Origin of the sequence: Tatumella saanichensis, assembly GCF_000439375.1 — a bacterium.
GTDB classification, from domain to species: Bacteria; Pseudomonadota; Gammaproteobacteria; order Enterobacterales; family Enterobacteriaceae; genus Tatumella; species Tatumella saanichensis.
In genome coordinates this window covers 179,058-197,864 of sequence record NZ_ATMI01000001.1, presented here as the reverse complement: position 1 = coordinate 197,864, position 18,807 = coordinate 179,058, and the positions used below count along the sequence as shown (strand labels likewise).

Annotated in this window: 16 protein-coding genes; 4 read left to right on the top strand and 12 right to left on the bottom strand. The window is 53.7% G+C overall.

Annotation, left to right across the window (positions count from 1 at the left end):
* Positions 1 to 12: 12 nt before the first annotated feature.
* The 9 genes from recC to rppH form a co-directional block, all read right to left on the bottom strand.
* The gene (gene recC, locus DW47_RS0100895) at positions 13 to 3,384 is read right to left on the bottom strand and encodes an exodeoxyribonuclease V subunit gamma (protein ID WP_029684437.1); all 3,372 of its coding nucleotides are present in this window, start codon (positions 3,382 to 3,384) and stop codon (positions 13 to 15) included.
* Between the two features lie 86 nt (positions 3,385 to 3,470).
* A complete protein-coding gene (locus DW47_RS0100890) occupies positions 3,471 to 3,788 on the bottom strand; it encodes a prepilin-type N-terminal cleavage/methylation domain-containing protein (protein WP_029684436.1) in 318 nt (105 codons plus the stop codon).
* Entirely contained in the window at positions 3,751 to 4,200 is a 450-nt protein-coding gene (locus tag DW47_RS0100885) for a DUF2509 family protein (protein WP_029684435.1), read from the bottom strand. The genes DW47_RS0100890 and DW47_RS0100885 overlap by 38 nt, the downstream gene beginning before the upstream one ends.
* Positions 4,197 to 4,754 (bottom strand): prepilin peptidase-dependent protein, encoded by a 558-nt coding sequence (locus DW47_RS16160; protein ID WP_038026914.1) that lies wholly within the window; start codon positions 4,752 to 4,754, stop codon positions 4,197 to 4,199. The genes DW47_RS0100885 and DW47_RS16160 overlap by 4 nt, the downstream gene beginning before the upstream one ends.
* A complete protein-coding gene (locus tag DW47_RS0100875; RefSeq protein ID WP_161606686.1) occupies positions 4,754 to 5,212 on the bottom strand; it encodes a prepilin-type N-terminal cleavage/methylation domain-containing protein in 459 nt (152 codons plus the stop codon). The genes DW47_RS16160 and DW47_RS0100875 overlap by 1 nt, the downstream gene beginning before the upstream one ends.
* A gap of 189 nt (positions 5,213 to 5,401) precedes the next feature.
* Positions 5,402 to 6,196: a thymidylate synthase gene (gene thyA, locus DW47_RS0100870; RefSeq protein ID WP_029684432.1), complete on the bottom strand. Its 795-nt coding sequence runs from the start codon at positions 6,194 to 6,196 to the stop codon at positions 5,402 to 5,404.
* A complete protein-coding gene (gene lgt / locus DW47_RS0100865) occupies positions 6,193 to 7,074 on the bottom strand; it encodes a prolipoprotein diacylglyceryl transferase (RefSeq protein ID WP_029684431.1) in 882 nt (293 codons plus the stop codon). The genes thyA and lgt overlap by 4 nt, the downstream gene beginning before the upstream one ends.
* Positions 7,075 to 7,209: 135 nt before the next feature.
* On the bottom strand, positions 7,210 to 9,456 hold the full coding sequence (ptsP, locus tag DW47_RS0100860; protein ID WP_029684430.1) for a phosphoenolpyruvate--protein phosphotransferase: 2,247 nt from the start codon (positions 9,454 to 9,456) through the stop codon (positions 7,210 to 7,212).
* A gap of 12 nt (positions 9,457 to 9,468) precedes the next feature.
* Positions 9,469 to 9,996, bottom strand: coding sequence for an RNA pyrophosphohydrolase (rppH, locus tag DW47_RS0100855; RefSeq protein WP_029684429.1), 528 nt, complete (start codon positions 9,994 to 9,996; stop codon positions 9,469 to 9,471).
* Positions 9,997 to 10,680: 684 nt separating this feature from the next.
* Here rppH and mutH point away from each other — a divergent pair.
* The 4 genes from mutH (at position 10,681) to DW47_RS0100830 (ending at position 13,800) form a co-directional block, all read left to right on the top strand.
* A complete protein-coding gene (gene mutH, locus DW47_RS0100845; RefSeq protein WP_029684427.1) occupies positions 10,681 to 11,367 on the top strand; it encodes a DNA mismatch repair endonuclease MutH in 687 nt (228 codons plus the stop codon).
* Between the two features lie 72 nt (positions 11,368 to 11,439).
* Positions 11,440 to 12,156 (top strand): TerC family protein, encoded by a 717-nt coding sequence (locus tag DW47_RS0100840; protein ID WP_029684426.1) that lies wholly within the window; start codon positions 11,440 to 11,442, stop codon positions 12,154 to 12,156.
* A 149-nt stretch (positions 12,157 to 12,305) separates the two neighbouring features.
* On the top strand, positions 12,306 to 12,530 hold the full coding sequence (locus DW47_RS0100835; protein WP_029684425.1) for a YgdI/YgdR family lipoprotein: 225 nt from the start codon (positions 12,306 to 12,308) through the stop codon (positions 12,528 to 12,530).
* A gap of 229 nt (positions 12,531 to 12,759) precedes the next feature.
* Positions 12,760 to 13,800, top strand: a complete 1,041-nt coding sequence (locus tag DW47_RS0100830; RefSeq protein WP_029684424.1) for an NADP(H)-dependent aldo-keto reductase — start codon at positions 12,760 to 12,762, stop codon at positions 13,798 to 13,800.
* 35 nt (positions 13,801 to 13,835) lie between these two features.
* Here DW47_RS0100830 and lplT read toward each other — a convergent pair whose 3' ends face one another.
* From lplT to DW47_RS0100815, 3 genes are all read right to left on the bottom strand, one after another.
* Positions 13,836 to 15,038: a lysophospholipid transporter LplT gene (lplT, locus tag DW47_RS0100825; protein WP_029684423.1), complete on the bottom strand. Its 1,203-nt coding sequence runs from the start codon at positions 15,036 to 15,038 to the stop codon at positions 13,836 to 13,838.
* A complete protein-coding gene (gene aas / locus DW47_RS0100820; protein ID WP_029684422.1) occupies positions 15,025 to 17,202 on the bottom strand; it encodes a bifunctional acyl-ACP--phospholipid O-acyltransferase/long-chain-fatty-acid--ACP ligase in 2,178 nt (725 codons plus the stop codon). The genes lplT and aas overlap by 14 nt, the downstream gene beginning before the upstream one ends.
* 155 nt (positions 17,203 to 17,357) lie before the next feature.
* Positions 17,358 to 18,797, bottom strand: a complete 1,440-nt coding sequence (locus DW47_RS0100815; RefSeq protein ID WP_051150785.1) for an efflux transporter outer membrane subunit — start codon at positions 18,795 to 18,797, stop codon at positions 17,358 to 17,360.
* Between the last annotated feature and the right edge of the window lie 10 nt (positions 18,798 to 18,807).

Sequence of the window (18,807 nt, the reverse complement as noted above, 5' to 3'; positions counted from 1 at the left end):
CTCATCTGTGGCTTACTCCGGCACATGGCTAAGGATCACCGACAGATACCAGCGTTCAGCGGCCATACAAATGTCAGCAACCGCCTGTTCCGTCAGTTCCGGGCACAGACGTTGCAGGTAAGGGTCGTCCCCTTCTCCCGGGACCAGCACCGAGCCTTGCCAACTGTCGGCGAGCTTGTGCAATGCTTTACTACGAACCTGCGGGTCGTCACTTAACTGATTATCTGCCGTCAGCAGGGTTTTCAGCCAGCTACCGCCACTGCGGTTAAGCAACAACAGCGGGCTACTCATTCCCTGTAGATAACCGTCCACCAGCCCTTGAAGCTGCTGCAACGCCTCGGCAGCAGGCAGCGGTATAAAGCGCCAACAGCTATCATGACGCCCATACATCCGGCTGATGCCCCCCTCACCCAGCGCACAACAAATCAGATGTTCAATATGCAGCAGTAATCCGTCACTGTGGTTCAACTCTCCCGGTCGCCAACGTAACAGGCCGTCGTCCTGTACACCGCTCAGCCAACCAGTGAGCCGAACGGAGAGCGGCAGGTCGACCTCTAGGGTACGAGTTTCGGCGATCTGATCGCTGACCCGGGCAGCGATAGCCTGCATTTCGCTAAGCTGCTTTTCGCGAAACAGTGCGCCAAATGCGCCGTAGGGTAAGTGCCCCGCCAAGCGCTGACGACTGAAAAACTGTTCACTGTCCTGCTGACTGACCAAGGTATTGAGCAGTTCACGGTTTATCTGATAGCGCTGTAAGTTATCCAGTTCAAACGGCTCGGTATCCGGCAGTTGGTCTTCCTCAGCTAAGTAATTAACACCCAGCCGCCGGTTAAACCAGGCCCTTACCGGATGCCGCCAGAAACGCAATAACTCATCGACAGCGATTTCCTCGGTCACATAGGGCTCGAGCGGTTGCACAAAAGGTGATGGCGGCAGCCCTTGGCCCAACGCCGCCGGTAACCATTCTCCGGCAAAACTGTGCTGGCGGGCCTGTGCAGCAAAGTTTTCTGCGGCAAAGGGCGTACGGCTGTGCTGATGCAGTAGATGCGCCTGGACTTGCTGGGCGCTCTGATCGACATTAAGCCCTTCACTGCCCGGCAGACGGAAGCTCTGGGCAATATACTCACAGAGTTCGCTGACCAATACCGACGGTAGCCGTTCGGCATTATCCTGAATGCTGCGGCCAATATAGCTGATATAAAAGCGGTCCCGGGCTGAGATAAAAGCTTCCAGAAACAGATAACGGTCATCATCGCGACGGCTGCGGTCGCCACGGCGCGGCGACTGGTGCATTAGGTCAAAGCCGGAGGGGATCAAGGTGCGTGGATAGATCCCATCATTCATTCCCAGCAGGCAGACCACGCGGAACGGGATCGAACGCATCGGCATCAGGGTACAGAAATTGACTTGTCCCGCCAGGAAACGCTGACTGATACGTTGCTGATCAAGACGGCCACGCAGTTCATCCCGTAACACGGTCACCGGGATCGACTGCTGATATTTGGCCGCCGTGCCCTGCTCTAGCAGTTGACGCCACTGTTCTTCGATCATCGCCAGCGCAGCTTCGCTATCGGTATCACCGCTAAAGAACATGTCGATCATTTCTCGGCAACAAGGCTGCCATTCCGCCAAGGTCATCGCTTGCCGCAGACGCTGCCGCCATAACGATAAGCAGTACAGAAGTTCGGCAAGCTGCCCCGCCAATTCCGCTAACAGACCGGCAGATTCATCATAAGGCAGGATCCCCTGCCAATCGCCCTGCTCACTTTCCAGTGCATAACCGAGTAGCATGCGCTTCAAGCCAAACTGCCAAGTGTGTTGTCCGGTGACCGGCAGTGCCAGGTCACTGACACTGCTGTCATCCAATCCCCAGCGGATCCCCGATTCATCTACCCAGTGGCGCAGGGTACGCAGCCCCTGTTCATCGATGGCGAAACGTTGGGCCAATGCGGGCACTTCCAGCAGTGCCAGAATATCTTCAGAGGTAAAGCGGCTGTCTGGTAGTGATAACAGTTGTAAGAAGGCTTGGATCACCGGATGGGCGCGTGTCGCTTTACGGTCGGAGATCGCAAACGGCAAATAGCGTTCACGGCTCACATCGCTGAACACCGACTGAATAAATGGCGAGTAACTGTCGATATCCGAGACCATCACAATAATATCGCGCGGCTTCAGGGTCGGGTCCGCTTCCATTAGCGACAGCAGGTAATCCTGCAGCACCTCCACCTCACGTTGCGGACTGTGGCAGGACCGCAGTACCAGCGATTCATCCTGTGGATCTAGCAGACGCCGACGGCTACAGTCTTCATACTCTTCGGCACTGAGTCCCATTACCGAGTGGTCTTCGAGGGTCAGAATATCCTGCTGCAGGCTATGCAGCAGGTTGTCATGGCCCGGCTCGACGAAGGCATCGATTTCATTATCCAACGCATCCATCTGTGCCAGTAACAACAGGTTGTCACGTCCCAGCTTACCCCAGGACGCCAACAACGGCTGAGTCAGTTGCTGCTCACCACTTTCAGAAAACAGCGAAGAGGCCCCCGCAGGATCACGGAACAGCGGTCGAGTATCCTGCGAACGGTGCAGTTGACGCTGACGGCTTTGCAGCTTAGCAAGAAAAGCCGGGTCACGAAGATCACCCCAATAATCACGGCAGGGGTTGGTGAACAACAGGTGAATGTCGATATGACGCCCCAGCGCCTGCAGGGCCTGTAAATAGACCGGCGGCAGCGCCGAAATACCGCAAATAAATACCCGTGGCGGTAGGCCAGGCGGCGGCTGGTCACAATTTTCTAAGGTCTCGATAAAGCGGGCATACAGGTTGGCACGGTGCCATTCCGGCTGCTCCAGTTGATGGGTGTACTCCACCACCGCCCGCCATAAGGGAGCCTGCCATGACTGCGCCTCCCCTAAGCCTTCAACAGACTGCTCCTGTTGCCAAAGATTGAGCCAGTCAGGACGATAGACCAAGTATTGGTCGAACAGATCGGCAATGCGGCTACATAACTGGAACAGTTTGCGTTTATCATCGTCATCATTCAGATAGTGGCGTAAAGGCTCAAAAGCTTTCTGCGGCAGCATCTCCGGTAGCAATGCCATCAGTTTCCAGCTCATGGCACTTTTATTAAAAGCACTCTGTTTGGGGATACCCGGTAACACGGTGACAAACATCTGCCAGATAAAGCTAGCCGGTAGGGGAAACTCGATATTGGCGGCAATGGAAAACTGCTCAGCCAGCGACATTTGTAGCCACTGCGCCATACCCGGGCTCTGCACCAGAACCACCTCTTTAGTCAGCGGATCCGCTAAGGGCTGCAGCCGGATAATATGTGCGGTCAGATCTTTTAAAATATCCAACTGATTTGAATGATAAACCCTGAACATACTCTCTCCTGCGACGGGGGCCGTCTTTGCCTGGTCACTCTACCTGCTCGTCCATCGGTTGCAAGTGTTAGCCGTAACTTATTACGTCAGCGTCGTGGACAACTCAGCTGCTGCAGCTGTGCCCGCCGCCCGCGTGGACCTGAAGCCTTGGCGATGAGCAGCACACATCCTCCCTGCTGCGGCTGTGCGATAAGTTGGCTGTCAAAGCCGGTAACCGGCTTGCCAATCAGTGTTTGCGCCGCAGCCAGCAGGGTATTACGGTGTGCCCATTGTACCTGCAGGCTATCGACCAGCTGTCGGTGATATTGACCGAGGGCCACCATCCCCAGAGAAAGCAATGCCAGCGCCACCAGACATTCTGCTAGGCTAAATCCCGCGTCCGGCGGGTCGGCACAACCGTTCATCCGCCAGCGGACAGAGGTCACTCCAGCCCGCGGGCAGTGCCTGGATGCGACCGCTTTGCGCTTGGTCATCATCCGTATCGGCCAGCCAGCTAACCCGTCGCCACAGTACCTTTTCACCGTCAGGAGATTCACCCCGTAAAATGCCCTGTTGCAGACCTTGTCGGTACAGGCAGCTTCGGCCACCGGGAGGGGGTAATTGACGACACTGCCAGCCTTTTTGCTGCGGCCAACGAAGTTGCAGTCCTTGGGCCAAGGACGTTTGTGCATCACTGAACCCTTGTAGCGTCTGGTATTCATCGTTGATCCTCACTGTGGCGGACATCAATAACTTACCGTTAATCTGCAATACCGCGCCCCCTGCGAGTAGCAGTATCATCACCATCAGTAACGGCGAACTGCCACGCGCGTTCACAGGTTTTCTCCGCGGATCCAGTAGCTCTCTGCGAAAGACAGTTTATCGTCATTAGCGGTACCAATTTCTACCCCCAGTAGGTTCCCCTGACGTTGAAAGCGTAATGCCGTGATCGGTAGCCGCTGCGGGTCAGTAAGACTTTCCCAGCCCTGCCCAACACAGCTGTCGGCCCCCCGTCGCACTTCAATCTGCCCGTTATTCAGGCGAAAGCCATAGCTGTCGTTTATCAGGGGACCTGAGACGCCTCCCGCCACATAGCGACGTGATTGCAGGCGCACCAACAGGCACTCCCCTGTCGGGCTGATGCTCAACGCCGGCCCCACACAGGGGGGCTGTTCGCAGTAACCCGCCCGACGCAGGTATTTTTCCAGTGTCAGCAGCAACTGTCTGACCTCTTGAGTGCGAACAATCTGCTGCTGCAACCGAGCGCTGTTATTCAATAACCACGGAAAAAAACGGGCTGCGCTAAGAAACAGCAGACTACATATCAGCAATGCCAGCAGCATCTCTATCAGGCTGAACCCTTGTTGCGGACATTTCTTACCACTGCTCATTAACAGGCCTCCTGACAGATCCGTATTCTTGCCCGCGAGGAGACCACTATACGCCAAGGGACTTGTGCTGGCCCAAACGCAATGTTACCCCCGCGAGCCAAGTTACGGCGGCCAAAGAACCCCGGCTCACCGCTTACCGACAGTAATCGGATATCCGGATAGGGTGCCTGCCACACCAGACGCCCGCGGCGGTTACAAGGGGCAGTAATCGGGTCAGGCCTGGCATCTACACACCAGCCACTGTCGGTGGTTATCACCCGCAAGGTCAGATCCCGGTTACGGCTATTGGCATATTCCCGTACACCAATCAGGAAAAGTTGTAACTGCGTGGCGGTTTCCGTCAACTGCAATTGCTGGCGAATATCCTGCCACATCAAGCGGCCACTGGTCGCCAGTAAGGCTGTGAGCAGCAGTACCAGCATTAGCTCAGTCAGGGTGAATCCCTGGCTGTTCGTCACGGAGGATTTCATCATGTCGGCAGTCTGACAAAAGGCATCAGAGACGGATACGTATAAGCAGCAAAACTGCGGGCAGCCTTGGGAAAAGCAGCGGTGTATTGCAGCGGGAATTAATATTTAGCGGAGTGATGCACAAATAAAAACGGCAGTGCTGGATAGCACTGCCGTTCGCGTTACCAATAGAGTCGTTTAGACCGCAACCGGTGCCTTGATGGCCGGATGCGGATCGTAGCCTTCAATCTCAAAATCATCGAACTGATAATCAAAGATAGAGTCCGGCTTACGCTTGATCTTCAGCGTTGGCAATGGACGCGGCTCACGGCTCAGTTGCAGATTCGCCTGTTCCAGATGGTTGTTGTACAGGTGCGTATCACCACCGGTCCAGACAAAATCACCGACTTCCAGTGAACATTGCTGGGCCACCATATGTACCAACAGTGCATAGCTAGCAATATTAAACGGCAGGCCGAGGAACACATCACAAGAGCGCTGATACAGCTGGCAACTCAGACGACCATTGACCACATAGAACTGGAAAAACGCATGGCAAGGTGCCAATGCCATCTTGTCCAGTTCGCCAACGTTCCACGCGGAAACAATAATGCGCCGTGAGTCCGGGTCTTCTTTGAGCTGACGGATCACTTCGCTGATCTGGTCGATATGACGACCATCAGCCGCTGGCCAACTGCGCCATTGGCGGCCATAGACCGGTCCCAGGTCGCCATTTTCATCGGCCCATTCGTCCCAAATAGTCACCTTATTCTCTTTCAGGTAGGCAATATTGGTGTCCCCTTTCAGGAACCACAATAGCTCATGGATGATCGAGCGAATATGGCACTTTTTAGTGGTGACCAGCGGAAAGCCCTGCTGCAGATCGAAGCGCATCTGATGACCGAAAATCGACAAGGTGCCGGTTCCGGTGCGGTCATCTTTGGCCGCGCCTTCATTTAACACTTTCTGCATCAGTTCCTGATACTGTTTCATTTTACTTCACCCGGTTGTTTCTGCGGACTTTTACGGTAAGCCCAAATCATAACAATCACACCGGCTAAGATCATCGGAATAGAGAGTATTTGTCCCATACTGATCACCCCATCAAACAGGCCCAACTGGGCATCCGGCTGACGGAAGAATTCAACGATGATCCGGAAAGCGCCGTAACCAATCAGGAACAGACCCGATACACTTCCCAGCGGGCGTGGCTTGCGAATAAACAGGTTGAGGATGATAAACAGGATCACCCCTTCCAGCAGCAGTTCATACAATTGTGACGGATGTCGCGGTAAGACACCATACTTATCCAGCAATGGCTGCCACTGAGGATGGGTAACCACCAATGCAAGATCTTCCTGTCGTGATCCCGGGAACAGCATCGCCCATGGGCAGCTAGGATCCACACGCCCCCAGAGTTCACCGTTAATAAAGTTACCCAGACGCCCCGCACCCAGCCCGAAAGGGATCAACGGTGCAATAAAATCAGAAACTTGGAAAAAGGTACGTTTAGTACGGTGTGCAAACACCAGCATCACAATAATGACACCGATCAGACCGCCGTGGAATGACATCCCGCCATCCCAGACTTTAAACAGATAGAGGGGATTTTGTAAGAATAGCGGCAGGTTGTAGAACAACACATAACCGATACGCCCACCGAGGAACACCCCAAGAAAACCGGCATACAGCAGATTTTCGACTTCGTTACGTGTCCAGCCACTGCCAGGCTTGTCGGCACGACGTCCTGCCAGCCACATGGCAAAGATAAAACCAATCAGGTACATCAGGCCGTACCAGTGAAGCGATACCGGACCGATAGAAAAAATCACCGGGTCAAATTTTGGAAAAGCAAGATATCCGTTAGTCATCTTTCACCATTATTCTTTCTATCTGAATGTCTGTTCCGGCAAAACCATTTCACCGGCAACTCCTGTACAAAGCGTTGCGCATAGTATCACAGGCAGTCCGCACAGAGGTTGCTAATTGTAAACGAGCATGAGCCGTTAACGGCCGCCGCGGATCAATCCTCCTAGGCCGCGACGCTCCATAAAGACTGCCACCTGATAGCGTACTTCACTGGCGGTACTGGCTTGTAACACCTGCGCTACCAGTTGCTCGGTTTCATTACACTCAAGATGACGTAATAGATACTTCACCCGCGGTACGTTCTTGCCATTCATACTCAAATGACGGTACCCCATACCGGTCAGTAGCGGAACGCTCATCGGGTCCCCGGCCATTTCCCCGCAGACACTGACCGGCAAGTTATGGCGGCGCGCTTCGAGGTTAATCTGGTAGATAGCCCGTAGTACCGACGGATGTAGTGAGTCATACAGATTAGCAACCCGAGTATTGTTGCGGTCCACCGCCAGCAGATACTGCGTCAGGTCATTGGTCCCCACCGAGATAAAATCGATGATACGGGCCACCTGCGGGATCAGGAAAATCATCGACGGCACTTCGATCATACAGCCGACGTTAGGACGCGGGATCGGATAACCGAGCATCTCTTCCACTTCGTGGCCGGCACGCTCAATCAATTTACGGGCTTCATCGATTTCATCGACGCTGGTGATCATCGGCAACAGGATATTCAGGTTTCCGGAGGCCGCGTTGGCACGCAGCATGGCACGGACCTGTACCAGGAAGATTTCCGGCTGATCCAGTGTTAGGCGGATCCCCCGCCAGCCGAGGCTAGGGTTCTCTTCACTGATCGGCATATACGGCAGTTGCTTATCAGCGCCGATATCCAAGGTGCGCAACGTTACCGGTTTGTTGTTGAACACCTGCAACATGCCCTGATACTGAGCAACTTGCTCCTCTTCAGAGGGAAACCCGCTTTGCAGCATAAACGGCACTTCGGTACGGTACAGCCCGACACCGTCTACCCGCTTATCCATGGCTTGTTCCAGCTCAGCACTCAGCCCTGCATTCAGCAGGATATGAATGTTCTCTCCGCTTTTCATCTCCCCGGGCTGCTCGGCGACCCGTTCGGCAGTTTCACTGAGGGCATTTTCTTCGCGGATCAGACGCTGATACTCTTTGATCAGGATCGGTTCCGGATCGACCAATAACTCACCGCGGTAGCCATCCACAATCAGCAGATGTTTGTTTAGCTGTTCAGGGCGGATATCCGCCCCCATCACCGCCGGGATCCCCATTGCCCGGGTGAGGATCGCTGCATGGGAGTTAGCAGCACCGTCGCGTACCACCACTCCGGCTAGGCGTTCCGGCGGCACTTCCGCCAGAGCAGTGGCCGTTAACTCATCGGCCACCAGCACGAACCTTTCCGGCCAGGTATTGGCGCCCTGTAAGCTGTCGTCAAGATGGAATAACAGTCGCTGACCCAGTTCGCGGATATCGCCACTGCGTTCTCGCAGGTAGGCATCTTTCAGGTCGGCAAACTGTCCGGCATACTGCTCAATCACCGTTTTAACGGCCCACTCGGCAACCGAGCCCCGCTCCACTTCAGCCATTAGGTCTTTTTTCAGGCGTGGGTCACTGAGCAGATGCGAGTAAAGGTCGAAAATCGCCGCCGTCTCTTTCTGTACGCTACTGGAAAAACGCTTACTGTAGCGGCGAAACTCATCGCCGGCTTCACTCATTGCCAACAACAGACGCTCACGCTCCTGTCCGGTATCCAGGGTGGAGGCCTGAGTCACCTGTTCCAGTGTTGGCTGAATATGATCCACCCAGCCCGGTGCAACGGCTACGCCCGGCGAAGCGGCAATGGCACGGATACGGCTTTGGCGGAACACGCCAAACAGCTGACCTATCTGCGACTGCGAGAGTAAAGTACCGACCTGGGTCGCCAGGGTTACCAGAAAGGACTCTTCTGATTCATCAAAAGAGCGGAGTTCACGCTGCTGGACTACCAGCACGCCCATTAGCTGGCGGCGGTTGATAATCGGCGCACCGAGGAAGGAACGGTAATTTTCTTCTTTAACTGAGGGAATAAATTTAAAACTGGGGTGACTCTGGGCATCGGCGAGGTTAATCGGTTCGGCAAGACGTCCCACCAAGCCGACAATCCCTTCGTCCAATGCCAGAGTAATAGTGCGACCTTTGGGTTTTTTCAGGCCGCGGGTCGCCATAAGGTAGTAACACTGACGCTCATGATCCGCAAGGTAGACGGAGCAGACCTCCGTTTCCATGGCCTGACAGATTTCATTGACCAGTATTTCCAGCGCATCATTCAGCCGCGACGCACTGGCCACCTTCTCAACAATATCACGTAACCGGGTGAGCATCAGCGCCATGCACTATCCTCTCTTTCTGCGGTTTGCCTGTGGACTGCGTTGCGGCGCATTTTCCGGAGCAGACATGACTACCGTGGCAAACTCTTTCATTACACGACGATAAACATCCCGTTTAAAAGAGACAACCTGTCGCACCGGATACCAAAAACTTACCCAGCGCCAGCCATCAAATTCAGGTGTGCTGCTGCCCTGAACATTAATCGCACCATCATGGCATTGCAGTTGCAGCAAAAACCATTTTTGCTTCTGGCCGATACACACCGGCCGGGTATCCCAACGCACCAAACGTTTGGGCAATTTGTAACGCAACCAGTTACGGGTTGAGGCAATGATCCGTACATCTTTACGATGTAACCCGACTTCTTCGTATAATTCCCGATACATCGCCTGTTCCGGGGTCTCTCCGGGATTAATGCCTCCCTGGGGAAATTGCCAAGAGTGTTGTCCAAAACGCCTGGCCCACAGAACCTGTCCTTGCCTGTTACAGATTACAATCCCAACATTCGGGCGGTAGCCATCATCATCGATCACCAGACTACCTCAAAGCTATATTCAGATAGCCTGATTGTTTCATACTCCTTACAGGCGGTAAACCATTGGCTGAGCGCCTTTTGTCAGAATAAATTGAAGATAACTCACAAAAAAGTACCTACTTATAAACAGAGAGCCCTCTTCAAGGGGAATTTTATGCACCTTTTCTGTGGATAGCTTTGTGTAGAACACGGGATTTCCCTGAATAATCACGATCAACCATTTCTCCCCCCCTTTCAGGGGATGCTTTACTTTCATATTAAAATCATAACCTTAATGTAAATCTCACAGTATCTACCCCCCTACAAGTAGACCTGCGCTCGCCACCACTTAACGCAATGCGCAAAAAACAACCAACGGTATTTTTATCCACAGTTTATGGTGATATGTTATCCACCCTACGCAAAAAAATGACACAAGAAGGTAAAGTCAAGGCTGTAAATCGAACCAGTAGTCAGGTTCATTCACAGTTATCCCATTTTTCTGTGGATAACTCTGCGTATAATCCTGTTTATTGTCGATGACAAAGGGGTATAACCCGGCATCCACTGCGCTGATACAGACCAGAGTGGGATAAAAAAGTAAGAGTAATCATGCTATTATTGCGTTTATCCCCCCAGCGTTTTATAAGCAATTAATTGCCCCACATTGCCGTATGCTTTTTAACCAACCAAAAGAGGTGTTATGTACCATCCCTGCGCTCCCGTTCCACCGCCGGAAAATGAAGCTATCTTAATGGAGCGGGCCACTGCACTGGCTGGACAATCGCTATCCGAACTGGCAGCAGCGTTGGGGCTCCCTATCCCCGCTGACTTACGCCGAGATAAAGGCTGGGTAGGTACCCTTATTGAACAACACCTGGGGGCTACAGCCGGCAGTAAAGCAGAGCAGGATTTCGCCCATCTGGGCATCGAACTGAAAACTATTCCGGTCGACAGCCGCGGTCAACCGCTGGAAACCACCTTTGTCTGTGTCGCCCCTCTGACCGGTAACAGCGGGGTTAACTGGCAGAACAGCCATTTACGGTACAAACTTTCAAGGGTGCTGTGGATCCCCGTGGAAGGAGACCGTGCATTACCCTTGGGGAGCCGTCGGATTGGTAGTCCATTGCTGTGGACCCCGTCCGCTGAAGAAGAGCAGCAGTTACGGGCAGACTGGGAGGAACTGATGGATATGATTGTGCTGGGCGAGGTAGAAAAAATCACGGCCCGACATGGCCAGTACCTGCAAATCCGCCCCAAAGCGGCAAACCGCAAAGCCCTAACAGATGCGATTGGCCCAGACGGCAGACCAATAATGACCCTGCCCCGTGGTTTTTATCTGAAAAAAACCTTTACCGGCGCATTATTGGCACGCCATTTTTTATTGTAAATTTTTACTACAATGGTTTAATCCTGTCCGGTTATACTCTTTGTTTAGTTTTCGTTTAGGATTGATATCGATATGTTTGAGTGGATTGCGGATCCCAACGCTTGGTTGGCGCTCGGAACACTGATTGTTCTGGAAGTAGTACTGGGGATCGATAATATTATTTTTCTGTCCTTGGTGGTGGCTAAGCTCCCCGCACAGCAACAGAATAAAGCTCGGCGTCTTGGCCTAGTAGCCGCCATGCTCATGCGTCTGGCATTACTGGCCTCAATTGCCTGGGTGGTACGCTTAACGCATCCGCTGTTTACACTCTATGGCCATGATTTTTCGGTCCGCGACCTGATATTGCTGGGTGGAGGACTGTTCTTGATCTGGAAATCCGCTGGCGAAATTCATGAAACCATCGAAGGGGGCGAGACCGCCCATGACAGTAAGGTGCACTCTTTTGCCGGAGCGATCCTGCAAATTATGTTGCTGGACATTATTTTCAGCCTCGACTCAGTGATCACCGCTGTCGGCCTGTCCGACCATCTATTTATTATGATGGCAGCCGTCGTGGTGGCGGTAGTGCTGATGATGTTTGCGGCCAAAGCCATTGGTGAATTCGTTGACCGTCATCCGACCATAAAAATGCTGGCGCTGGCGTTTTTGATCCTGGTCGGTTTTACCCTGATTTTGGAAAGCGTGCACATTGAGATCCCTAAAGGCTATATCTACTTTGCCATGTTCTTCTCAATGGCCGTAGAAATGCTGAATCTACTGCGTGGTAAAAAGAAAAAGTCCCACGGATAACCTCCATCCGGCGTAGCATAGGCCCTCTATGCCAGAATACGCCGGATATTTCCCCTGTAATATCACTTTAAGACCGCTCCCCTTTGTCTACTGACGATAAATCATTTATTACTATACTGACGATCAGGAGAACAGTGCTGAGGAGCGCCATGAAAAGGTTACAGATAGCCACAGGCTGCGGCCTACTGGTAGGGACATTGCTGCTGGCCGGTTGCAGCAGCCATTATGTAATGGCGACCAAAGACGGACAGATGATTATGACCGACGGTAAGCCAGAGATTGACAGCGAAACTGGGTTACTCGGGTATACTGATGAAGCCGGTGAACATAAGCTGATTAATAGTGATGAGATCTCAGGCATTATTGAGCGCTAACAGGCGGTTCACCTAATAACTACAGCCACTGATGCTAACCGCTGCTGTTGTCACTACGCAGTGCCGTTTTTGACTGCGGGGCTCTCCTCTGCCGCTGACTCCCCGTAGCCTTATCGCCGCTTCCCCGTTCTGTTACGACTAATCCTGGGACCATCTGCCCTTATTCTGGACTTGCGCTAAGGGGGAGTGTAGATTTTCTTAAACTTATAACGACAAAAGGAAGCAAGCAATGCACTATCATCGCATTCCCCACAGTTCCCTAGAAGTGAGTCGATTGGGGCTGGGTACTATGACTTTTGGCGAACAGAACAGCGAAGCAGATGCCCACCAGCAACTGGATTATGCCCTCAGTCAGGGCATTAACCTGATTGATACCGCAGAGATGTATCCGGTGCCACCACGCCCTGAAACCCAAGGGTTGACCGAAAAATATATCGGCAGTTGGTTGAAAAAAACCGGCAACCGCGAGCGGATTATTCTGGCCAGCAAAGTGGCAGGCCCGGTGCGCGGTAACGATGCCTCTATCCGTCCCGGCCAGGCGCTGGACCGCAAAAATATCCGTGCAGCCTTAGATGCCAGCCTACAACGGTTGAACACCGATTATATCGATTTATATCAATTACACTGGCCACAACGTCCAGCCAACTTCTTCGGCCGTCTCGGCTATGAATACACCGATGAAAATGTCCCAGTAACGCTGCTGGAAACCCTTGAAGCCCTGTCTGAACAGGTACGTGCCGGTAAGATCCGCTATATCGGGGTCTCGAATGAGACTCCGTGGGGAGTGATGCGTTATCTGCAGCTGGCAGAAAAGCATGATCTACCACGAATTGTCAGCATTCAGAACCCTTACAGCCTGCTGAACCGCAGTTTTGAAGTGGGTCTGGCGGAAATTAGTCAATACGAAGGTGTGGAATTACTGGCCTACTCATCGCTGGCTTTCGGCACCCTGAGTGGGAAATACCTCAACGGTCGTAAACCTGAGGGTGCCCGTAACACCTTGTTCAGCCGCTTTACCCGTTACTCCGGCGAACAGTCGTGCTTAGCGATTGAAGCCTATGTTGGGTTGGCGGAGAAACACGGCCTAGATCCGTCACAGTTGGCGCTGGCATTTGTCCGCCAACAGCCGTTTGTTGCCAGTACGCTACTGGGCGCGACCAGTTTGGAGCAGCTGAAGATCAATATCGACAGTCAAAAATTGACGCTAAATGAAGAAATCATGGCGGAGTTAGAAGCCATTCATCGCCGCTTTACCTATCCGGCCCCTTAAGTCGGTCTACGGCCTGTCCTCAAGGGACAGGCCATTCAGCGTTTTGCTACTTGCATCCGCTGCCACATCCACAGCACCGCAATCGCCACTGCGAACAGACCGCCGAAAGCACAGCCAGTCGCTACCGCAGGCAGCCCTGCTTTCACCGCCAAGGTGTACAGCGCTAACATTCCTAGCATGGCCACATTTTCCCCAAGGTTCTGTACCGCCACAGCAGCCCCTGCCCCCACGGATTCTTTGCCGCGCACCTGTAATAATGCATTCAATGGCACCACAAATATGCCACCGCATAAGCCGGTCAGGATCAGCCAGAAACCTGCGCTCCAGATATGATGAGTCAGGGTAAACAGGATCACCACGATGCCCAGCAACAAACCTGCGGGCATACAGCGCCGAGTATTGCTCAAGGTAATTAACTTCTCTGCCAGCAAAGCGCCGCCGACGATGCCGACTGCCACTAATGCATTCAATAGTGATGGCGTGCTGTTATCAGTGATCCCCAGCGCCACTGGCACCCAAAGTACCAAGAGCAGACGCAATGTTACGCCCGCCCCCCAAAACAGGCTAGTTCCGATCAGCGAAAAACGGGTTTCACTGTCTTGCCATAGGGTCAGGGTGGCGCTGCGAAAGCTAGTCAGCATTTTACGCCAGTGCCACTGTGGGGACGGCAAGGCGGCAGGTAATGAAGGGATTAGTAGGTTGGCCAGTACCGCCACCGCATAAATAATCACGCATAACAGCAGCGCCGTAGAGACATGCCAATCTGCCAGCACACCGCCGCTGAGCGAACCGAGCAGTATTGCCACAATAGTCGAGCTCTCCATCAGACCATTGCCACGGATCAGACGCTGTTTGTCCATCAGTTCACCGAGAATGCCATATTTCGCCGGAGAATACGCGGCAGCACCGATCCCCACCAGCCCGTATCCGATGAAAGGGTTCACATCAATGGTAATCAGTGCGGCACCAATCAATTTTAGGGCATTAGCAACCATCATCACCCGCCCCTTGGGAAAGCTGTCGGCAATCTGTCCGGCAAAAGGGGCGAGGACAATATAAGCCAGCACAAATACCATCTGTAGCAACGGCTGTGTCCAGCTCGCCCAACCATCCTGTTTTATCAATGCCAAGGTGGCAAACAACAACGCGTTATCGCCGCACGCTGAGAAAAACTGAGCCAATAATACCGGCCGTAGCCCGTCAGCATTAGGAGGGATAACGTGACTACTTTGACCCATCGCTTGCTCCTGCCTGACTGTCGGTGTCGGCAGTCAGCTGTCGTTTCAGTTCTTGATAATCGGGCTTACCACTGCCAAGCAGCGGTAACTCAGCAATAAAGCGGATATCCCGCGGCACACTCATCTCGTTATGTCCGCTACGGCGACTGACTTCCAGCAACGACTCACGGCGTAATTGTGGATCGGTGGTAAACAGCACCAATGCTTCTCCGCGTTGGGGATCCGCTTTCACCACTGTCGCATGCTGATAGTCCGGCGAAGCCTGCAACGCCAGCTGTTCAACGACTTCCAGTGATACCATTTCACCGGCAATCTTAGCAAAACGTTTTACGCGCCCTTGGATCTGGCAAAAACCATCATCATCAAAACTGACGATATCGCCGGTATCATACCAGCCAGCCTGTTCCCCCCCTTCGCCGTTATCGGCCACCGGCGGCTCAATCACCCCAGGCGCGGTATGACGTAGATAACCTTTCATCAGGTTAGGACCGGTGACCTGTAATCGTCCCCCTTGCTCGATACCCGGCACTGAGATCAACCGACAATCCATGGCCGGTAACAGTCGCCCAACAGTATGAGGGCGAGCGGCCAACGGGACGTTTATCGATAATACCGGCGCACATTCGGTCGCACCATAGCCTTCGAGGATCCGCAGGCCAAATTTTTCCAGATAGAGTGCCTGTGTGGACTCTGGCAGGCGGTCAGCACCGGAGACCACATAACGGACCCTTGAAAAATCATAAGGATGGGCAAAGCGGGCATACTGTGCCAAAAAGGTAGGGGTGCCGAACAACACGGTACAGTTACGGTCATACACCAGTTCAGGGATCACACGATAATGCAGCGGGCTTGGATAGAGTAAGGCTTCGGCACCGGTCATCAGCGGGGTAAATAAGCCTACCGTCAGGCCAAAAGCGTGGAACAATGGTAGCGAGGACATAAACCTGTCCCCGGGGTGGAAATCTGCTACGGTACGGATCTGTTCCACATTCGCCAACAGGCTTTTGTGGCTATGGACCACTCCCTTAGGTGCCCCTTCTGAGCCGGAAGTGAAGAGGATCATCGCCGCGTCTTCCGGCTGCTGCGCGGTCTGGGCCTTGAGTGGCTGCAGCAGGTGACGGAGGATCCACAATTTATCACCTGCCGTCAGACTGCCTTTGAGATCTTCCAGATAAACCCAGTTCACCCCCGTCAGTTGCTCGGTCAACGCCGTCAGCTTCCCTTTTTCGAGAAAGCGTCGCGACGTAAAAATGGTGGTGATCTGCGCCGCATCCACGGCAACCTGTAGGCCACGAACACCGGCTGAGTAGTTAAGCATCGCGGGTGTCCGGCCACGCATCACCGCGCCGAGAATTACCGCCGGAGTGACTGCCGCGTTTGGCAGTAACAACCCCGGCGTCGCCGCGGGCGGGCAGTGTTTTTCCAGTAGCCGGGCCACACCAAGCATCTTTTTCAGTAAGCCCTGGTAACTGTCCGCTGGAGTAAATACATCACCGATACAGGGCGTCCCTCGGCCATAACGGTGCATGGCACTGAGATAGGCCTCAAACAACGTTTGCCGAGGGCGGGCTGCCATCCGAGCTTCCATCATAATATGCTGCAGGTGTTCTCCGGCCAACACACGCCGCTGACGGGCACTGGCCGCAACCGGCATGGGTAGCGTGGTCGGCGGCAGAATATGCAACTGAATAGAAGGGAATGGCCGCCGTTTGACGCTACCCCACTGCCGAGCAAACCAGCTGAATTCAGCCCCTTCAATACGTACCGGTACCACCGTCGCCCCGGTTTTAGCTGCTAGGAAACCGGCGCCGCTATAGACTTTCATCAGTGAACCGGTCACCGTGATCCGCCCTTCCGGGAACACCACCACTGGACGTCCCTGATTGATCAATCGAATCAAGTGCTTCACCGACATCGGCTTCAGCGGATCGAGGGGCACTACCTCAACCATCGAGCGAACAATGCGCATATACCAGTGATCAGAAAGCCCTGACCAGACAGCAAACACCGGTTTTACCGGTAAAAACAGCGCCAGCAAGATACCATCCAGGAAAGAGGTATGATTCGGGGTGATCAACAATTTATCTTGGTGCAAACAGGATAAATCCCCGTGAACCCTGACCCGCCAAAACAGCCGGCAAAGTCCACGTAAAAATCCAGTCATCCCCTCTCCTTAAATTTCAGACAGTAATGGGCAGGATTAAACACGTTTGTTTCCTGCGAAACAATTACCGACGGCAAAATGTCTGATTTTTTTTGGGCTTTGTGAACCGGCAGACGCTTTGGTCTGCCGATTTTACGGTACAGAAGTAGGCAGAATTATTGAGAGGGATGACTATTGGACGGGGCATCCGGCAGTTGCGAACTGTCCCATCCGCCACCCAAGGCGGCGATCAGCGCCACACTAGTCAGCCACTGACTGCTTTGCAGGGAGATCAGGCTCTGACGGGCGCTAAGACTGCTGTTTTCGGTGGTCGCGACATCCAGGTAGTCGATCATGCCAGCATTGTACTGATTACGGGTAACGCGGGCAGAATCGATGGCCGCCTGTGTCGCCTGCTGCTGGGCATCAATTTCCTGGTGCAGCGTATTGAGTTCCACTAGGTTATCTTCCACATCCTGCATGGCCGTCAGCACTGCCTGACGGTAACTGGCCACGCTGGCATCATAAGACGCCTTGGCCTGCTCGACGCTGGCGGAGGTTGCGCCGAAATCCAGCACCGTGCCACTCAGTGATGGCCCCAACGACCAGACCCGCTCCGGTAAGCTAAACAGGTTATGTAATACCGAGGAGCTGAAACCGCCGCTGGCGCTGAGGGTCAGGTCCGGATAATAGCCAGCAATGGCGACACCGACGGCAGCATTGGCCGCGGCCATATTGCGCTCTGCATAGGCGATATCCGGGCGACGCTGCAGCAGACTGCCCGGCACACTGACCGGTATCTGCGGTAAGCTCGCCTGCAGCGGAGCCGGGGGAAGCGAGAATTGTGCCGGGGTCTTACCGACCAGTAAGGCAATGGCATGTTCTAGCTGTGCCCGTTGCCACTGATAATCGAGGGCGGTAGAACGGGTGCTGGATAACTGCATCTGAGCCTGTGCCAAAGTGCCACGGTCGACACTTCCAGCGTTGTACTGATTAGTGATCACCCGCAGGTATCCTTGATAGGCCGTAATACTCTGCTGATAAAGGGCGATACGCTGATCAAGGAAACGTAGCTGAAAGTAGTCTTGAGCCAGTTCTGACTGAGCACTCAAGGTAGCATTAGCCAGTTCTGCCGCACTGGCTGAGGCACTGGCCTGATCTTCCTGACGTTGACGGCGTAACCGTCCCCATAGATCCACTTCCCAACTGGCGGTCAACTCTGCAGAGTGACTATTAGACACCGTTCGGGTCACCGGACGACTGTTGGTATGGGATCCCGAACGGGTTGAGTCAGCACTGATCCCCAGCGATGGAAACAGAGCTGCTTTAGACTGCGCCGCCAGCGCCTGCGCCTGACGGTATTGCGCCGCATACATCGCAATATTCTGGTTCGATAGGACCACTTGTGGCATCAGGAGGTTCAGCTCTGGGTCATTGAACACCCGCCACCACTCCCCTTTCGGCTGCGCATCCAATGGCGTCGCTCGTTGCCAGCCTTTAGCCTCTTTATACTGCAGCGGCACATCTGCCGAAGGACGATGATAATCCGGACCGACCATACAGCCACTGAGTAGCAGCGCCAAGCAGATAGGAGTCAGTGTTTTTAGTGTTTTCATCAATCAGGTT